Below are 16,688 nucleotides of genomic sequence, written 5' to 3'. Positions count from 1 at the left end.
ATTTTCAGCAGAGCGCTACAGGGGTGCACGTGCCTTTTCATCCATCTTGCAAGTGTGTCTGGTTTCTGTCGGCTGGTCTGATCTTCACATGAGGGGGCACCGCGCCGCCCCTCTAAAAAAGAAAACCCCTTTGCTGTGCCAAGGGGGAGTAGGCACAACAAAGGGGAAAGGAGACTCAATATGGAAAGAAGTCTTGCTTCAATAATAGGTCGGACAAAAAGGCTCTGCAAGGCTATTTCAGAAAAAACCCTTTGCCGTGCGGTGAGTACCTTCGCGACAAAGGGTTTTACTCGATCAATGGGAGAGGCATCTCATTGACGAGCTGCCTAATTGTTAGACATTTTGCTTAGTCGGTCAAGTAATTAAATCGCATTATCATCCTGATAATTAACGACTTTTCTCGAATTCGCTTCTGCGAGAAGGGTTTCAGGTCAAAACAATATCAATCAGCTTTTCATGTTCCAATGGAGAAATACTGCTCATGACTTCCCGTCGCTCCAACAGCTTTCTGTCTCAAAAACTCCGCAGCATCATCCAGGGTACCACATTCGATTTACCCATGCCTCCAGCTGAGCCTGATCCATTGACCGGCATTCCCTTTGCTGATCACCGGTACAATCACCGGTACCCGCTTCTTCTGCACAAGGACGCCCGGCGTATTCAGGTCCGCACTACCGAGGACTTGGCCGCCTGCCTCGATCCACAAGCCCGATTAACAAGTGGTTTGCCAGTAGTACAGACTGCCCCCTACCGGGTTTCTAGGGGTCTGGATTTTTTAAAAGTGTCTTTTTGGGTGTCATGGAACCCACAGATAGCCAGCTTTCTCGGTATCCTCGATTTCATGAAAAAGCAAGTCCAGGACACAGAGAAAGACTGCATCCCGGTGTTTAAGGAAAACGGCTTTGACTGGAACCTCTACCGGGCTGGTGCCAAGATGTACAGCTTCCGGCTTAAGTCCGGTGACATCACCCTGATGTTCAACAAACGCAAGTCAGACGGGCAAATCCCCAACTGCCGGTTGGAAATAGGCTCCCTTTCCTGCTGGTCGCCGGGGTTCTATTCCATCTATGAGCGAGTGAAATCCTTCCTTGCCGGCTACGGCGGTACCATCGTCAAAGAACGAGTCTCCGAGGTGCATCTAACTGCCGATTTTGTAGGCACTGATATTAAAGCAACCACGCTTGACAATCGAACGAATTGGATCGCCCTTGCACGTAACGATAGCGACTATGACGGCATCAAGGTCCGCCAGCGCAATGAAGAGCCCGAGCCGGATGAGCTTGCTTTTGATCGGCACTATACCAACCGCAAGTTTTCTGGCCTCAACATCGGCAGCGGTGACATGATGCTTCGGGTCTATGACAAGGTGACCGAACTCAAGCGCACCAGGGCTACCCACAAGCAGCAAATTTTCTCCGAAATATGGGGCGTGGATCGCTACGATGCCCAGGCCGTGACCCGCGTCGAGTATCAAATCAGACGGCCCAAGCTCCGGCTCTTCGCAAACGATGAAGGCAAGCGCATTGATACCGTCTTCGACCTGGTGCATACCCTCAGTTCTCTTTGGCGCTATCTCACCACTGAATGGACTCGCCATACCGAAAACCCGGTCAACCGGAACCACAACCAATCGAAATCGAAAGTCTCTGAATTTTGGGAGAAGGTCCAGGCCGTGGTCTGGTCCGGGGTGTTTGGCTACGTCCGCACCCACCCAGTGAAACACAAAGATATTGTCATGCTCCGCAAACAGGCGCGTGGAATCCTCATGTCTGTTTGCGCCTCCCTGGAAGTCGAGCCCGACGACATCGACAAGATCGTCCATCTCTGCAAAGACCTGATCGAAGAAGATCTCCACCAACTCTTTGAGGATGAACAGGCTTTCAAAGAAAAGATGATAACCAAACGCAACGAATTCAGGGCCACCTTGGCCGGGTAGTCCTTCCTATTTTTCAACGTAATATGAGGTCAACATGCCAGTACGTGAAATTTATCATGTTCTTGATGCAGAAACGCACAAGGTCGTAACAAGAAACGGCCAAACAACTGAGATTCATTTAGGCCGCATCTATAGAATTGCGCCTCTCAACAAAAATCGAAAAAAGAATGTTGGAAGACGATGCATGATCCTCTCTTTTTCGACTGAATTCATGAGCTGCGAAGTACGCGTAAAATACATGGATAATTATAAAGAAGGCAAAGCTGATATCCGCGAACTGACAGACGATCTATGAAATCTTCCATTTTCAAAACACCCCGGCGCGGTATTTTGGGCGATAAGCCCATGGGCGCTGAATATATGCGCCATGTGAACGAACGCGCCCGGCGCATGAAAGCCGCCTGCCGAGAGCAGGACCAGCCCACCGACAAACGGCAACTGCGCTTGCCGGGCTTCTGAAATATTGAGGCCCGTTGTTGACACTTCGTAAAAATTCCTCTATCACGCTTTGTATGCGTGGCGGAATTTATTCATATCAAAAGTGCTCTCTATGCGGGACCAGCTTTCAATATACGGTCAAATCCGGTGGTTTAATCTGTCCTATTCATCCGGATCAGCGCGCGCATGGCGAATTTGTTGTTCAATTTGGCAGAAAGGTGCGGCGGCGCTTTTCTACCTTTGAAAATGCAGAACGCTTTTTGATTGGATTGCGCTACGAAGTTGATCGTGGAACCTATGATCATCGGGATTATCAATCTGGTAATCCTCTCGGTTTTACCACTCTTGCTGAACAATGGTTGCCGATCAAAAAACAAGAGGTCAAACCGTCATCTTTTGACAGCCTCGAACGTTTCATGCTTTCGGCCATGTCTTCCTGGTCGAACAAAAACATAAAAGAAATCGGTTTTGCTGACATCGAGGACTTTCTTTTCTCCCGTCCGGTCAGCAACAAGACGAAATCGAACATTCGATCATGTCTCCATACCTTCTGGAAATGGCTTCTGCACCGACAGGTTATTACCGCCGCACAATTTCCTGATTTCCCGGTCGTGAAATTCAACCTCGGATATCGGAAAATTATCGACAAGGAAACGCAGATAGCCATTCTTGATGAAGTGTACCGACTCAGCTATCACATAAATCCGCGTGTCTGGTTAGGTATCAAATGGCTTTGCACCTATATTGCCATTCGCCCTGGGGAACTGCTGAAAATGCAAGAACAGGATGTCAACACCCGTATAGGTGCTTTCATTGTTCGCCACACGAAGGAAGGTAAAGAAAAAATTGTTCCGATGCTCGATACAGATCGGAAATTGGTCAATGAATTTCCCGTTGGTTTGCCCACTTTGGCTTTCTTTCGGCATGTCAAAGGCGTTTCCGGTTGTCAGCCAGGCCAACCTTTTGGCGAGAAATATCTATATAAATGGTGGAAAAGGGCTTGTGATAATCTTGGGATTGAAGGCGTCGATTTGTACGGCGGCACCCGGCATAGTTCAGCCACAGCCTTGAAAGACCGCCTATCGCCGGAACAAATTAAGGCCGGCACTATGCATTCAACGAATAAGGCTTTTGAAAGGTATTTTCAGCGGAATAGCCAGGATGCGATAGAGGTATACAGCCTGACCGATGCGGGATACGAGCGGGATACCAAAAGGCATCCCGCTAAAATCGTATCTTATCGAAATTAATACTAAAAAATGGTGGAGGCGCCGGGAGTTGAACCCGGGTCCGAAAATTCTCCCCCTATGTCTCTACATGCTTAGTTCCAGGATTGTTTCTCGCATCCGCTTCTCACCCGGAACCGGGATATTCGGATGCCAGCCTGAAGAATCTTATTGTCCGCACCCCAGGCGCGCGCGAACAACCAGCCTGTTGAGTCGACGCCCCGAATCCGGCCTTACAGGCGAAGGCCGGTGGAACGGCACAGCAGCTTACGCTGCCAGTGCGTAGTTATAATCGTCTGCGATTATATTTAGTTCCGTCATTTTTACGAGCTGACAGAAACTCGGCATGCAACATTAAGCTTCAATATCCCCGTCGAATCCGTTTCGCCCCCATACTTGGGTGTAAAGGTTGTGTTGAGCAGGTTGTCTCAAAAAATCAGTCATCGCGCCGCATGGTCCGTTCCATTTCGCGGTTGGAATCCTTCTCTTTGAGGGCAGCCCGTTTGTCGTAGAGTTTTTTGCCTCGGGCCAGGGCCAGTTCCACCTTGGCTTTCCCGTTTTCAATAAAGTATATCTTGAGCGGGATCAACGCAATGCCTTTCTCGTGCAACTTGCCGATCAGCTTACGGATCTCACGGCGATGCAGCAGCAGTTTGCGCACCCGCAACGGTTCCTGGTTGATGTGGGTAGCAAAGGAATAGGTTGAAATATGAACATTGAAGAGAAAAACCTCGCCGTCCTTGAGCAGGGCATAGCCGTCGCGGAGGTTCACCTTGCCCGCCCGCAGCGACTTGACCTCCGGGCCACTAAGCACAATGCCCGCCTCGAGGGTCTGGTCGATATGGTAATCGTGATAGGCCTTCTTGTTTTTACTGACAATCTTCTGTGCCATTGCCTGCGCGTCGCTCCTGGTTGCCGGTTATGCCGCCACTATAGGTCGTGTTTGCCGGAACGCCAGGGGAAAAATCACCCCGCGTCTGTTTCTCCGGTCACCCGCAGAGCTTCTTCCACCGTGGTCAGCCCAGCCTGGACCTTACGCCAGGCATCTTCCCGCAGGGTGGTCATGCCCTCGCGGATGGCCACCTGCCGCAAATCCGAGTCGTTGGCCTTGGCGGCGATCAATTTTTTCAACTGCTCCGACATGGGAAAAATCTCAAAGATGCCAAGACGGCCAAGATAGCCGGTGTTGCGGCAATGGAGACAGCCCTTGCCCTTTTTCAGCTCCACCGTTTCGCGGCCCAAGACTGGAAAGCCGAGTTTACGCAAGCCTGCGGCATCGACCGTATAGGGCTCGATGCAATGGGGGCAGTTGCGCCGCACCAGCCGCTGGGCCAAGGCTCCGAGCATGGTTGAGGCGATGAGAAAGGGCTCGAGCCCTAGGTCCTCAAGGCGGATGATGGTCGACACCGCGTCGTTGGTGTGCAGGGTGGAAAAGACCAGATGTCCGGTGAGGGCCGCCTGCACCGCATGGGTGGCGGTTTCCAGATCGCGGATCTCACCGATCATGATGATGTCCGGATCCTGTCGGAGGATATTGCGCAGGATGGTGGAGAAGGTGACATCGATCTGCGATTGCACCGCGATCTGGTTAAACTCCTCATGCACCATCTCCACCGGGTCCTCGACGGTGACGATGTTTATTTCCGGCGAGGCGATTTGCTTGAGGGTGGAATAGAGCGTGGTCGATTTGCCGCTGCCGGTGGGGCCGGTGACCAGAACGATGCCATGGGCGGCGGTCATGAAGCTATTGTAGACCGCCCGGTCCCGCCGAGAAAATCCGAGGTTGTCCAGTTGCTGGAAGATCACATCCGGATTGAGGATCCGCATGACCGTCTTTTCGCCGAAGGCAACTGGGACGGTGGAGACGCGAACTTCTGCCTCGCGGCCCTCTTCCTTCCGACCAATCTTGATCCGGCCGTCCTGGGGCCGCCGCTTTTCGGCAATATCCAGCCGGCCCAAACTCTTGATTCGTGAGGTGATGGCCGAATGAACCGCCTTGGGCAGCTTGTAGATGGTGTGCAGGACCCCATCGATACGGAACCGCACCAGACACACATCCCGTTTGGGCTCGATATGGATATCGCTGGCCCGCTGCTCTAGGGCGTAACTGAACAGGTGGTTGACCGCCGCCTTGATGTGCTGGTCGGTGGAACTCAGTTCCTTGGTTGAAGACAGACGCACATACTGTTCGAGGTTGCCGATGTCGACAGTGGTCGAAACGCCGTTGTCACCAAACTGGGATTCAGCGGCGGTAATCGATCGCTGAAAGCCGAAAAACTCGGCCAGAATTTTTTTGATATCGGTGCGGGTTGACAGATAGGGCCGGACTTTCACCTGATTGGCCCGCTCGATATCTTCGAGCACATGGTGATTGTCCGGGTGATAGGTCACCACATCGAGGATGCCGTTGTTCAGCTCGATGGGCAGGATCAGGTGGTTGACGGCAAAGGAGCGGGGGATCGTCTTGGTGACGGTGTCCATGTCCAGCTCCAGGGGATCGAGCTTTTTGAAGGGGATCTTCAGCCCCCGGCCGACGGCCCGCATGATCACCTCTTCGGTCAGCGGTCCCTTGGCAAGCTTGGTCTCCAGTTCCAGGGAAACAATGACATCCACCAGGTCAGGAAATCCCCTGTCTGATTTCTGTTCATCGTCCTGGCGACGGCCACCTAACTGCTTGAGCAGTTTTTGCCGCTGTTTTCCTTTCTGAAGAACAATGAACTGCCGCTGTTCAGCGGTCAGCACCTGCTCCTTAACGAGCAGATCCAGTAAGGCGTCACTATTTAAAAACGGCATGATTGGAGCATTCCTCCTGCAGGGCGTGGAGTTGACCGTTTACCAAAAAGAGCCTGCCTTCCGTTCCCCCCATTTAGCACAGAGCACTGCCCCCAGAATAACCAGGACAGGGGGTGCAGTAAAACAGGGGTTCAATGAGGGCAAAACGTCGGTGAACAGGACAAAAAAGAGAAGGGAGTTTTCTATTGAACCACCAATTGATGCAAGACTGAACGGGGACACCGAATGTGCCCGGCAAGGCCGCGACCAGCAAGACACGGGCTGAACCCGCCGAGTTCAGTTGGGCCAGCCGTGTGCGCCGATAAGATCGACAAAGCGAACCTGCTCAAGGGTACGAATGGTAATTTCGCCGTTTTCTTTATCAACAACCTGAAGTTCCTGCACCCCCTGGTTGCCCACCGGCATGACCAGCCGTCCAGGATCGGCAAGCTGGGCCAGCAGAGGCTCAGGGATGCGCGGCCCACCGGCGGTCACCATGATACGGTCAAAGGGGGCCTCCGACGGCCAGCCCCCGGTTCCGTCATCAATGCGCGAGATGATATTATGGCACCGGAGCCGGTCAAAGACCTTGCGCGCCCGGCCCACCAAACCGTCGATGCGCTCCACCGTAAACACCCGCTCACAGAGGCGGGAAAGGAGGGCGGCCTGATACCCCGAGCCGGTGCCGATCTCCAGCACCTTCTCCGTTCCTTTCAACGCCATGGCCTGGGTCATCAGGGCAACGATGTAGGGCTGGGAAATTGTCTGGCCGTTGCCGATTGGCAGAGGAAAATCACCGTAGGCATGGGCCTGGATCGCATCCTCGACGAACAGGTGCCGGGGAACGGTCCGCATGGCCTCAAGCACCCGCTGATCGGTGATGCCTCGAGCGACCAACTGCTCCTCAATCATCCGCTCCCGGTTGATATCAAAGGTGGAAAGTGGGCTCACTTGACCTCTTCCCAGGTGAAATCCTCTGCCCACTTGCGATCGGACTGGCTGAAGTTGCGGAACTCGCAGTTAGTCACCACATCCTTGTCGATGGTGACAACGATCATTTCATATCCGGACGGCCCGGTCATGGAGCCAAGAACCGGCATACCGCCGAACATGCCCGGCCGATCCTGATAATAGACAAATTCGCTGACCCCGGGCGCAACCTCCCGCCGGCCGTCAGGTTCCCCTAGATACTTCTGCACCTCTTTGACTGTTGTTTGCCCCGGTTTGATCAGAGCGGCGTCGGAGGCAAGATGCCGTACCTGCTTGGAGTGACAACCGCCAAGCAATAAAAGCCCAAGAAAAAGCACAAACAGGGTTGAACGCATCAATTTCCCTCCAGGAACAATCCATGCAAAATAAAAAAAGGTTGTGTTCATATATCGTGAACACAACCTTTTTTCAAGATCAGACTCTCGCCCCCTGCAGAAATCCCACCAAAAACCGACGCGTTAGACGCCACGCGGTTGTTGAGGGTGGACCTTTGCGCCGGTCAAAGGGACTGCGGACGCTCCGGATCAGCCTGCGGTTGATGATTCGCCAGCCGCCCGCTCGAGGATACGGTAGTTGCGCTGCACCATCGCCATCGGGTCGACCAGCAGGCCGGCCTGGATCATGGCGTTGTCGTACAGTTGCTCAACCACATCCTTGGCAAAGTCAGCATCGCTCTCGCGTAAATTCGCCAACTTCTTGATCAGTTGACTGGCGGTGTTAATCTCCATATCCTTTTTCGACCCCATACCGAAGGTCTCGGCCTGACCTGAGGCCTTGAGGATTCGCTCCATGGAGGAGGTCATGTAGCCGTCAACATTGACGATCATTGCCGGGCTGTCCACCAGACGACTGGAGGCCTTGACCTCCTGAATGCGCTCACCGAGCACCTCCTTCATCCAGCGGCAGAGTGAGGTCACCACCGCACCCCCAAGAGGCTCGCCGCTCTCCGCGGTCTCGGTTTCACTTACGTTCTCGGTCGATTCGGGCAGGCTCAGGTCGGCGCGGTCAGCGGAGACCAGCTTCTTGCCGCTGTACTCGCCCAGATGGTTGAGGACAAAGTCATCGATCGGCTCCAGAGTGTAAAAAATCTCGACGCCGCGTTTCTTGAACATCTCGACATAGGGACCGTACTCGACCGCGATCCGGCTCGGGCCATTAATATAGTAGATCTTCTCCTGTCCCTCTTTCATCCGGCCGACATATTCATCAAGCGATATCATCGTGCCCGGTTCGCTGGCCGAGGATTCGAAGCGGAGCAATTTGGCCAATTCGTTTCGGTGTTCGTAATCCGAGGTCACGCCTTCTTTGATGAAGATGCCAAAGGTCTTCCAGAATTCGAGATATTTGTCGCTATCGCGTTCCGCCTCCTCGCCGAAGAATTTGATCACCCTCTTGGTGACCACCTTGCGCAGCTTGCCCACCAGGGCGTTGTCCTGCAACGACTGGCGGGAGATGTTGAGCGGCAGGTCCTCGGAATCGACCACTCCCTTGAGAAAGCGTAGCCATTCGGGCAGAATATTTTCACTGTGCTGATCGATCAGCACCTTCTGGCAGTAGAGATTGACGCCGGGCTGCATCCGGCCCATGCCCAGGACCTCGAAATTCTCCTTGGGCACATAGACCAGGGCATTGATGGCCAGCGGCGCATCGGCGGAAAAGTGCAGGCGGTACAGCGGCTCGTCGGCGGCAGTACCGATGAACTTGTAAAATTCATTGTACTCCTCTTCGGTGATTTCAGCCTTGGACCGGGTCCAGATGGCCTGGACCGTATTGACCTTCTTGCCCTCGACCTTGACCGGAAAAGGGACAAAGGTGGAATACTGCTGGATAATCCGCTCGATGGTGAATTTGGAACCGTAGGTCTGGGCGTCGTCTTTCAGTTCGAGAATGATCTTGGTGCCGCGGTGCAATCCGGGACAGGGGCTGATGGTATAGGTGCCGCCGCCGTCAGAGGCCCATTCCCAACCGTCGCCACCGTTCCAGGAACGGGTCTGCACTTTCACGGTTTTTGCCGCCATGAACGCCGAATAGAAACCGACGCCGAACTGGCCGATGAGGTTGACATCTTTTTGGGCGGCCTCGGCCAACTGCTCAAAGAAATGCTGCGATCCGGAATGGGCGATGGTGCCCAGATTGGTTTCCAGCTCTTCCTTGGTCATACCGATGCCGGTATCGGCAATGGTAAGGGTATGTTTTTTATCGTCGCAATCGATGGTGATTTCCAGGGGGACGTGGGCATCGAACTCGACTTTTTCAATCAGGCTCTGGTGGCGAAATTTTTCCAGGGCGTCGGCAGCATTGGAAACCAACTCACGGACAAAAATGTCGCGCTCGGTGTAGAGTGAGTTGATGACAATATCCAGGACCTTTCTGGTCTCCGCCTGAAAATGCTTGGTTTCAACCTGTGCTTCTGTCATGGGGCTCTTCCTCTCAATAGGGGGTGTGTTGGAGTTTTCTGATCCAAAAATTTACAAATTTCCTGACAATACCAGGGAGATAAAGGGTCTTTCCTTTATCCGGGCAAAATGGTAAGCACGATTGATCGACTGTCAAGACAACCCCAGATCGCTGCAAAGCAACAAACACCTTCACAAAACCCCATGAAATCATTGAGCTACCATGACGTCTGCATCGTCGGCGCCGGCATCTCCGGTCTGAGTGCCGCCGCCTTTCTCCGCGAATTGCGACCGGAACTGAACCTCCTCATCCTTGAGCAATCGCCCGAGCCGGGCGGCGCCATCTCCACCTACAGCGAAGCCGGCTATCTAGCCGAATGGGGACCGCACGGTTTTCTCGATAACTGCGAGGAAAGCCGCCGCCTGATCCGGCTGGCCGGGCTGGAGGGAGAGGTGACCACTGCGCCGCTGGCAAAATTTGTCCGCTATGTCTGCCTGGAAGGCCGCCTGCAGTGCATCCCGCAACAACCGCTGAAGATCCTGCGCGAGCCCCTTATCCCCTGGAGCGCCAAACTGCGCGTATTGGCCGATCTCTGGCAAAAACCCCTCGGCGGTGAGCCCTCGGTGGCCCAGTGGGTGGCCCATCGTTTCGGCACGGCCCTGCTGCCCTTTGCCGACGCGGTGTTTACCGGCACCTATGCCGGTGATATTGAACGGTTGAAGATCGACGCGGTCATGCCGGGTGTGCGGCAATTAGAGCAAGCGCACGGATCGGTAATCCGTGGGGTCTTCAACACAATGCGGTCTGGAAAAGAAAAAAAGGTAGGAAAAAAAGGCATGCCGGCCATGACCAGTTTCAACCGCGGCATGGCCAGGCTGCCCCAACGGCTGGCGGCTGGTTTTGCGGAAAAAGGCGAGGTCGTTTACGGCAATCCCGTCCACAGCGTGATCCGGGAGGAGGAAGGCTGGAGGGTGCGGAGCGAACAGGACGAGAGATTCTGCCGCCACCTGATCCTGGCCCTGCCGGTGAACCGGTGCCTGGACCTCCTGGCCAAGGCGCTGCCTTCCCTGCCGCCGCCGCTGCCCGCCATCCCCGAGGCCCGTATCCTCTCGGTGCTGCTCGGTTTCGACCACCGGGCCCGCATCCCTTTTGGCTTTGGCTATCTGGCGCCGGAACGGGAGCAGCGTTTTGCGCTTGGCGCCCTTTTTTCCTCGCACATGTTTCCCGGCCGCGCCCCGGCCGGTCACCAGCTGCTGGAGGCCCTGGTCGGCGGCCGCCGTCATCCGGAACGGCTGGAATTGAGCGATGCACAACTCATCGAGTCGGTCTGCGCTGATCTCAGCCGGTTGATGGAGCTGCCGCCGCCCAGTTTTACCGCTGTCCTCAGGCCCCGGTGCGGCATTCCCCAGCTGGAAGAGGGGTACACCGGGCTGTTGGCCTGGCGGCACACTCTCCAAGCGGCGCATGCCGATCTCCATCTCTGCGGCTTTGGCTGGAAAGGGATCGGTCTCAATGACATGATTAAGGAAGCCCGGCATATTGCCGGCATGATTTGCACCCAGAGCGCGGGCCAGGGAGGACCCGAGGTAAAGGGCGTCTATTTCTGAAGCACGGCACTCTCCGCCGAGGGAAAGGGTCCGCGCTGAAGAGGACTTATTTTTTGATCTTGGTGCAGAGCAGTTCCACCTGTTCCCGCACCGAGGTCTGCTGGGACATGTCCCGGGTGATAGTCTTGATGGCGTGGAGGACTGTGGAATGGTCCCGGTTGTACATGTTGCCAATGTCGGCCAGAGATTTGTCGGTGTACTTCCGGGTGAGGTACATGGCCACCTGCCGGGGGAAGGTAACGGCCCGTTTGCGCGACCGTGACTGCAGATCTTCGACACTGACCCGGAACTGGCAGCCGATGAGATCGCGGATGGATTCGCCGGTGATCTCGACCACGGCGCCGATCAGACCGAAAATCACCTCCCGGACCATGGCAAGATCCGGCGGGGTCTTGCACAGGCAAGATTTAGCCTTGATCCCGATAACAGCGCTCTCCATCCGCCGGATGTCGCCGCGCAGATTCTCCGCGATATAACCGACCAGATTCTCGTCCGCCGCCAAGCCGTGCTGGCGCATTTTATGGCGGATGATCCGGGCCCTGGTCTCGTGGTCGGGTGATTCGATGCCGGTCACCAGGCCCGAGGTCATGCGGCTGCGAAAGTCGTCGTCAATGCCCGCCAGCTTACGCGGGTCAACGGCCGAGGTCAGGATCACCCGTCGTCCCGACTTGATCAGATAGTCGAGAATGGTGTTGAGCTCCTCCTGGGTTTTGTTCTTGCCGGTCAGGGTGTGCACGTCCTCCACCAGCAACATATCGCAATTGTTGACATATTTTTTCGAAAACTGCTCCATGGAGTTGGTTCGAATATTCTTGACCATCTCCGCGGAAAACTGTTGGGCGGTCAGATAGTGCAGGCGGGTGGAAGGAGCGGACTGCAGCACTTGATGGACCACGGCCTGGGTCAGGTGGCTTTTGCCCAGTCCGGTGGTGCTATTCATGAACAGGCAATTGCCGAAGGTAGAATCGCCGGTGGCCAGGGCCTTGCAGGCGGAGCGGGCCAACAGATTCGATTCGCCGACCATGAACTGCTCAAAGGTGAAGGCGGGATGGAGCGAGCGCAAACGGGGTGCACAGGCGGTGCCGGGAATCCGCAGCTGGCCGGTTTTGTCGCTTTCAAAAGGCAGCGGCCGATGTTCCGCAACTTTCAGACGAACCTCTCCAATCTGACCCAATTCCTGCGCCTTATGGCGGATGAGGTCCAGATAGCGATCTTCAACCCAAGCGCAAAAAAATCGGTCAGGGCCGGCAAGCTCCAGCACCTGTCCTTCCTGCCGTCGACACTCCAGCGGTTTGATCCACAGACCAAATTCACTTTCAGACAAGGCGGTGTGCAGGGATGTTTTGATCGCATTCCACATCATAAGACGTTTCCTCGGTTGACACGCTTTTCTTCTCGAAGGCCAAAGCTCGGCCAGATGAATGGGGTTTGATCTACTGAAAAACCGGCCGCCGGTCAAAAGCGGTTTGGGTCGATTTCAAGATGCAAACAAGATGATTATGCACAGGGAAAAACCCCTTGCCGCCATTAGACTTTCCAAGGCGGCATACACGCAACCCTCAACAAAAGCGTTCATTTTGAATGAAATTGTAAAAATTTATATTAAATCAATAAGTTAGTTGCGTAATCGAAAAGTTATCAACAGGTTCTCAACAAACAACGAACTCGGAAATACTCCATTTTACTCCACGAATCTCGATTATCCTCTAATTTCATCTTACCAGGCGCTTGAACTCTTTAACCCCTTTTCACTCCATGGTTTCGGCCAAGACCAAGCAAAATAAAAAATCTTTGACATTTTCCTCTTTATTTTTATCAATAAAAACAACAAGAAAGCGATTCCTATTTTTTTAATCGCCGCAAACCCGGAGCCTATCTTCTTCTCTCTCTGGAGAAAGGGCGGGTCGGGGCGAGTGTTCAACATGGGCGAGGATTGACCGGGCAGCTGGTCGGCCCGAAGCATTGCGTCTGCGCGCCCCTCCGGATCGGTGAAAAGCTGTTGACTGTTCCCCTCTGATTATCTATTAGTCAACGTTTGCTCCTGGTTCCGCGGCCGCGCCTCCCCTGTGCTCTCTCCGGCCTGAGGCGGCGTTATCCGTGAGGGCCTCTTGTCGTTGTTGAACGCCATGTTGGGGAGATAGAAGCAATGCAGGGTTTCGTGCAGGTGTACACCGGGGACGGCAAGGGCAAGACCACTGCCGCCCTGGGGCTGGCCCTGCGGGCTGCGGGTGCTGGTCTCAAGGTATATATCGGCCAGTTCATCAAAAACGCCGACTACAGCGAACTCCGCACCCTGCGCCGCCTGAGCGATTACATCACCATTGAGCAGTTCGGCCAGGGCTGCTGCCTGCTGAGCGCGTCCGACCAAGCCGACATCGATGCCGCCCGCCAGGCCCTGGCAACCATCGGTGAAAGACTTGCGTCCGGAGCCTTTGATCTAGTTATCGCCGATGAAATCAATGTGGCCTGTGCCTTGGGCCTGCTCAGCGAAGACGATCTCCTCGCCCTGATGGCGCGGCGGCCGAAAACGGTGGAACTGGTGCTCACTGGCCGGGGGGCGCCACCATCGGTTATCGCGCGAGCCGACCTGGTCACCGAGATGCGGGCGATCAAACACTATTACGACCAAGGCGTACTCGCCCGCAAGGGCATGGAAAGCTGAAGAACACTGTTGGAAGCCTGAAGAGGCCCTGCAATAACGTCAGGGCAGCAGAGGCTCCGGAGGAAACTATGTCGAAAAAAGCAGCCTGTCTGGCCGTGCTCGGGACCGGTTCGGATGTGGGCAAGTCCATTGTCGCCACCGCCCTGTGCCGGATTTTTGCCAACCGGGGACTCCGGGTGGCCCCGTTCAAGGCCCAGAACATGTCGAACAACTCCGGAGTCACGCCCGAGGGGGCGGAGATGGGCCGGGCCCAGATCGTCCAGGCCGAGGCGGCCCGGGTCGCTCCCCATTGCGACATGAATCCGGTGCTGCTCAAACCGGTCAGCGACGTCGGCTCCCAGGTGGTGCTCAACGGCGTCGCCTGGATGGACGCCTCCTCGCAGGCGTATTACACCAAAAAAGAGTATCTCTTCGGCGAGAGCTGTGCGGCGCTTGACCGTCTGCGCAGCGCCCATGACCTTATTATTTTGGAAGGAGCCGGTTCCTGCGCCGAGGTCAACCTGATGGCAAGCGACATCGTTAACCTGCGGATGGCCGCTTATGCGGAAGCGCCGGTGGTGCTGGTTGCCGACATCGATCGCGGCGGCGTCTTCGCCCAGATCGTCGGCACCCTGGCCTGTGTGTCGCCCGTGCAGCAGACCCAGATTCGGGGTTTTGTCATCAACCGCTTCCGCGGCGACATCACCCTCTTTCAACCGGGCATTGACTGGATTGAGGAGCGGACCGGCAAGCCGGTCTATGGTGTTCTCCCCTGGTACAAGCACTTCCATATCGAGGCCGAGGATGCGGTGGTGATCGAGAGCCCCCGGCCTGTGCACCCGGCAGACAGCACCGAACCGGTCATCGGGGTCATTCGCCTGCCCCATATCTCCAATTTCACCGATTTTGATCCCTTGGCCAAGCTGACCGGCTGTCGCCTGGTCTATCTCCAACAGCCCCAGGACGTGAAGCACCTGAGCGCCGTCATCCTGCCAGGTTCCAAGAGCACCTGTGCCGATCTGCAATGGCTGGAAAGCAGCGGCTGGCGGGATCATCTGCTGCGCTATGCGGCTGATGGCGGTCATCTGCTCGGCATCTGCGGCGGCTACCAGATGCTCGGCACCTGGGTCCGTGACCCCGATGGCATCGAAGGCGCACCCGGTTCGACCGCTGGCCTTGGCCTCTTGCCGGTGGAAACCGTGCTCAAGGCCCCAAAAACCACCACCTTGACTGATTTTACCTGGAATGGCATCGCTGCCACCGGCTACGAGATCCACATGGGCCGGACCGATCCGCCCCAGGGGCAAACCCTTGTGACCGTCCAGCGCCGCAACAGCGTGGCCTGCGTTGACACCGACGGCTGCGTCAGCGACGACGGCCGGGTGATCGGCTCCTATATGCACGGGCTGTTCGACACCCCGGCCATCACCCGCCATTGGCTGGCCGGCATTGGCCTTGACGGCGTCACCGTCGACCGGCTGCATGGCCCGGTGGCCCGCGACCAGGCCTACGAGCAGTTGGCCGAGCATGCGGCCCAACATCTCGATATCAATGCCATCACGGCCCTGCTGCCGCAGGCATTGCGGGAGAAGATGCGATGATCCAGGGGCACGGGGGCAACGTCTTCGCAGTGGCCCAGCAGGTGGGCTGCCAACCGGAGGAGATCATCGACATGAGCAGCAACATCAATCCGCTCGGTGCCCTGCCCGGATTGATCGAGCATCTCAAGGAACGGTTGGACCGAATCCGGGTTCTGCCCGAGGTCGATGGCCGCGCCGCGATTCAGGCCATTGCCGCCCTGCTCGGTGTTGCGACGGAGCGGGTCCTAGCCGGCGGCGGCACCACCCAGTTCATCTATACCGCCTGCGCTGCCCTGGCCTCCCGGCGGGTGCTGATCGTCGGCCCCACCTATGCCGACTATACCGACGGCTGCCGGGTGCACAACATCGAACCCGATTTTTTCCTGGCCGGACCAACTGACGGCTTTGCCCCCAACCTGGAACGGCTGGAAGCGGCGCTTGTAGGCTACGACACGGTGTTTGTCTGCAATCCCAACAATCCCACCGGCCAGTTGATCCCCCATGCCGGTCTCCTCCACCTCTGCCGCACCCATCCGGAGGTCCGCTTCATCATCGACGAATCCTACCTGCCCTTTGTGCCGGCGGATCGAAACCACAGCATGAGTACCAACAGCCTCGATAATGTTGTTGTTCTCTGGTCGGTGTCGAAGATCTTCGGCATGCCGGGCCTGCGGGCCGGATTCCTGGTGGCCAATCCTCCCGTTGTCGACCGTTTCCGCCGCTACATGCAGCCCTGGTGCGTCAACAGCCTGGCCCAGGAAGCGGTCTGCTTTCTCGGGGCCAACCGGGAGGCGGTAGCGCGCTTCATCACCGACACCCGCACCTTTCTCGATCGGGAACGCGATCTCCTCTGCCGGCGTCTGCATGGCGGCTCCCTGACCCTGTATCCGAGCATGACCTCCTATTTCCTCATCGGCCTGCCCGAGGGCGGCACCGCCTCCGGTGTCTGCCGGGCCCTGGCCGAGCAGCGCTTTCTCATCCGCAACTGCGCCAACTTCCACGGCCTCAGTGAGCGGTATATCCGCATCGCCCTTAAGGATGGGGCCACCAACGAGGCCGTGAGCAACCACCTGCTGGCCGCCGTCGGCGGGGAGGCCTGAC

General features: G+C 56.2%; 14 protein-coding genes and 1 other RNA gene. 8 read left to right on the top strand and 7 right to left on the bottom strand.

The features are described from left to right. Positions 1-481: 481 nt before the first annotated feature. From ACHZCX_RS12775 to ACHZCX_RS12760, 4 genes are read left to right on the top strand one after another with little or no spacing between them, the layout of a single operon-like run. The gene (locus ACHZCX_RS12775) at positions 482-1,936 is read left to right on the top strand and encodes a hypothetical protein (RefSeq protein ID WP_319587610.1); all 1,455 of its coding nucleotides are present in this window, start codon (positions 482-484) and stop codon (positions 1,934-1,936) included. A 34-nt stretch (positions 1,937-1,970) separates the two neighbouring features. Beyond that, positions 1,971-2,231, top strand: coding sequence for a hypothetical protein (locus ACHZCX_RS12770; RefSeq protein WP_319587609.1), 261 nt, complete (start codon positions 1,971-1,973; stop codon positions 2,229-2,231). Beyond that, positions 2,228-2,395, top strand: coding sequence for a hypothetical protein (locus tag ACHZCX_RS12765; RefSeq protein ID WP_319587608.1), 168 nt, complete (start codon positions 2,228-2,230; stop codon positions 2,393-2,395). Before ACHZCX_RS12770 ends, ACHZCX_RS12765 begins: the two co-directional genes overlap by 4 nt. 53 nt (positions 2,396-2,448) lie before the next feature. Further along, positions 2,449-3,624 carry a tyrosine-type recombinase/integrase gene (locus ACHZCX_RS12760; protein WP_394708790.1) on the top strand — a complete coding sequence of 392 codons (1,176 nt, stop codon included), beginning with the start codon at positions 2,449-2,451 and terminating at the stop codon, positions 3,622-3,624. Positions 3,625-3,634: 10 nt separating this feature from the next. On the opposite strand, the gene ssrA is transcribed toward ACHZCX_RS12760, so the two are convergent. The 6 genes from ssrA to htpG all read right to left on the bottom strand — a co-directional run bounded on the left by ssrA (position 3,635) and on the right by htpG (position 9,779). Next, positions 3,635-3,992: a transfer-messenger RNA gene (gene ssrA / locus ACHZCX_RS12755) on the bottom strand. 44 nt (positions 3,993-4,036) lie between these two features. Continuing rightward, positions 4,037-4,492, bottom strand: coding sequence for an SsrA-binding protein SmpB (gene smpB / locus ACHZCX_RS12750; RefSeq protein WP_319587606.1), 456 nt, complete (start codon positions 4,490-4,492; stop codon positions 4,037-4,039). A gap of 74 nt (positions 4,493-4,566) precedes the next feature. Then, entirely contained in the window at positions 4,567-6,393 is a 1,827-nt protein-coding gene (locus tag ACHZCX_RS12745; protein WP_319587605.1) for a GspE/PulE family protein, read from the bottom strand. A gap of 276 nt (positions 6,394-6,669) precedes the next feature. Beyond that, the gene (locus tag ACHZCX_RS12740; protein WP_394708832.1) at positions 6,670-7,284 is read right to left on the bottom strand and encodes a protein-L-isoaspartate(D-aspartate) O-methyltransferase; all 615 of its coding nucleotides are present in this window, start codon (positions 7,282-7,284) and stop codon (positions 6,670-6,672) included. A gap of 35 nt (positions 7,285-7,319) precedes the next feature. Next, positions 7,320-7,697, bottom strand: coding sequence for a hypothetical protein (locus tag ACHZCX_RS12735; RefSeq protein ID WP_319587603.1), 378 nt, complete (start codon positions 7,695-7,697; stop codon positions 7,320-7,322). A 189-nt stretch (positions 7,698-7,886) separates the two neighbouring features. Then, positions 7,887-9,779 (bottom strand): molecular chaperone HtpG, encoded by a 1,893-nt coding sequence (htpG, locus tag ACHZCX_RS12730; protein ID WP_319587602.1) that lies wholly within the window; start codon positions 9,777-9,779, stop codon positions 7,887-7,889. A gap of 183 nt (positions 9,780-9,962) precedes the next feature. Between htpG and hemG the strand changes: the two genes are divergently transcribed. After that, the gene (gene hemG, locus ACHZCX_RS12725) at positions 9,963-11,366 is read left to right on the top strand and encodes a protoporphyrinogen oxidase (RefSeq protein WP_319587601.1); all 1,404 of its coding nucleotides are present in this window, start codon (positions 9,963-9,965) and stop codon (positions 11,364-11,366) included. 46 nt (positions 11,367-11,412) lie between these two features. On the opposite strand, the gene dnaA is transcribed toward hemG, so the two are convergent. Next, positions 11,413-12,729: a chromosomal replication initiator protein DnaA gene (gene dnaA, locus ACHZCX_RS12720; protein WP_319587600.1), complete on the bottom strand. Its 1,317-nt coding sequence runs from the start codon at positions 12,727-12,729 to the stop codon at positions 11,413-11,415. A gap of 783 nt (positions 12,730-13,512) precedes the next feature. On the opposite strand from dnaA, the gene ACHZCX_RS12715 reads away from it, so the two are divergent. The 3 genes from ACHZCX_RS12715 (at position 13,513) to ACHZCX_RS12705 (ending at position 16,687) form a co-directional block, all read left to right on the top strand. Continuing rightward, a complete protein-coding gene (locus ACHZCX_RS12715) occupies positions 13,513-14,028 on the top strand; it encodes a cob(I)yrinic acid a,c-diamide adenosyltransferase (RefSeq protein ID WP_394708789.1) in 516 nt (171 codons plus the stop codon). Between the two features lie 68 nt (positions 14,029-14,096). Next, the gene (locus ACHZCX_RS12710) at positions 14,097-15,608 is read left to right on the top strand and encodes a cobyric acid synthase (RefSeq protein ID WP_319587599.1); all 1,512 of its coding nucleotides are present in this window, start codon (positions 14,097-14,099) and stop codon (positions 15,606-15,608) included. Further along, positions 15,605-16,687 (top strand): aminotransferase class I/II-fold pyridoxal phosphate-dependent enzyme, encoded by a 1,083-nt coding sequence (locus ACHZCX_RS12705; RefSeq protein WP_319587598.1) that lies wholly within the window; start codon positions 15,605-15,607, stop codon positions 16,685-16,687. The genes ACHZCX_RS12710 and ACHZCX_RS12705 overlap by 4 nt, the downstream gene beginning before the upstream one ends. Position 16,688: the final 1 nt, after the last annotated feature.

The organism is uncultured Desulfobulbus sp. (assembly GCF_963662935.2).
Lineage (GTDB): Bacteria > Desulfobacterota > Desulfobulbia > Desulfobulbales > Desulfobulbaceae > Desulfobulbus.
This window is presented reverse-complemented; position numbering and strand designations above follow the sequence as displayed.

Bases quoted from the DNA above. Each gene is read 5' to 3' on its own strand.
- ACHZCX_RS12770 (WP_319587609.1), top strand. From the start codon at position 1,971: ATGCCAGTACGTGAAATTTATCATGTTCTTGATGCAGAAACGCACAAG.
- ACHZCX_RS12735 (WP_319587603.1), bottom strand. From the start codon at position 7,697: ATGCGTTCAACCCTGTTTGTGCTTTTTCTTGGGCTTTTATTGCTTGGC.
- smpB (WP_319587606.1), bottom strand. From the start codon at position 4,492: ATGGCACAGAAGATTGTCAGTAAAAACAAGAAGGCCTATCACGATTAC.
- dnaA (WP_319587600.1), bottom strand. From the start codon at position 12,729: ATGATGTGGAATGCGATCAAAACATCCCTGCACACCGCCTTGTCTGAA.
- ACHZCX_RS12710 (WP_319587599.1), top strand. From the start codon at position 14,097: ATGTCGAAAAAAGCAGCCTGTCTGGCCGTGCTCGGGACCGGTTCGGAT.
- ACHZCX_RS12765 (WP_319587608.1), top strand. From the start codon at position 2,228: ATGAAATCTTCCATTTTCAAAACACCCCGGCGCGGTATTTTGGGCGAT.
- ACHZCX_RS12775 (WP_319587610.1), top strand. From the start codon at position 482: ATGACTTCCCGTCGCTCCAACAGCTTTCTGTCTCAAAAACTCCGCAGC.
- ACHZCX_RS12740 (WP_394708832.1), bottom strand. From the start codon at position 7,284: ATGATTGAGGAGCAGTTGGTCGCTCGAGGCATCACCGATCAGCGGGTG.
- htpG (WP_319587602.1), bottom strand. From the start codon at position 9,779: ATGACAGAAGCACAGGTTGAAACCAAGCATTTTCAGGCGGAGACCAGA.
- ACHZCX_RS12715 (WP_394708789.1), top strand. From the start codon at position 13,513: ATGCAGGGTTTCGTGCAGGTGTACACCGGGGACGGCAAGGGCAAGACC.
- ACHZCX_RS12705 (WP_319587598.1), top strand. From the start codon at position 15,605: ATGATCCAGGGGCACGGGGGCAACGTCTTCGCAGTGGCCCAGCAGGTG.
- ACHZCX_RS12760 (WP_394708790.1), top strand. From the start codon at position 2,449: ATGCGTGGCGGAATTTATTCATATCAAAAGTGCTCTCTATGCGGGACC.
- ACHZCX_RS12745 (WP_319587605.1), bottom strand. From the start codon at position 6,393: ATGCCGTTTTTAAATAGTGACGCCTTACTGGATCTGCTCGTTAAGGAG.
- hemG (WP_319587601.1), top strand. From the start codon at position 9,963: ATGAAATCATTGAGCTACCATGACGTCTGCATCGTCGGCGCCGGCATC.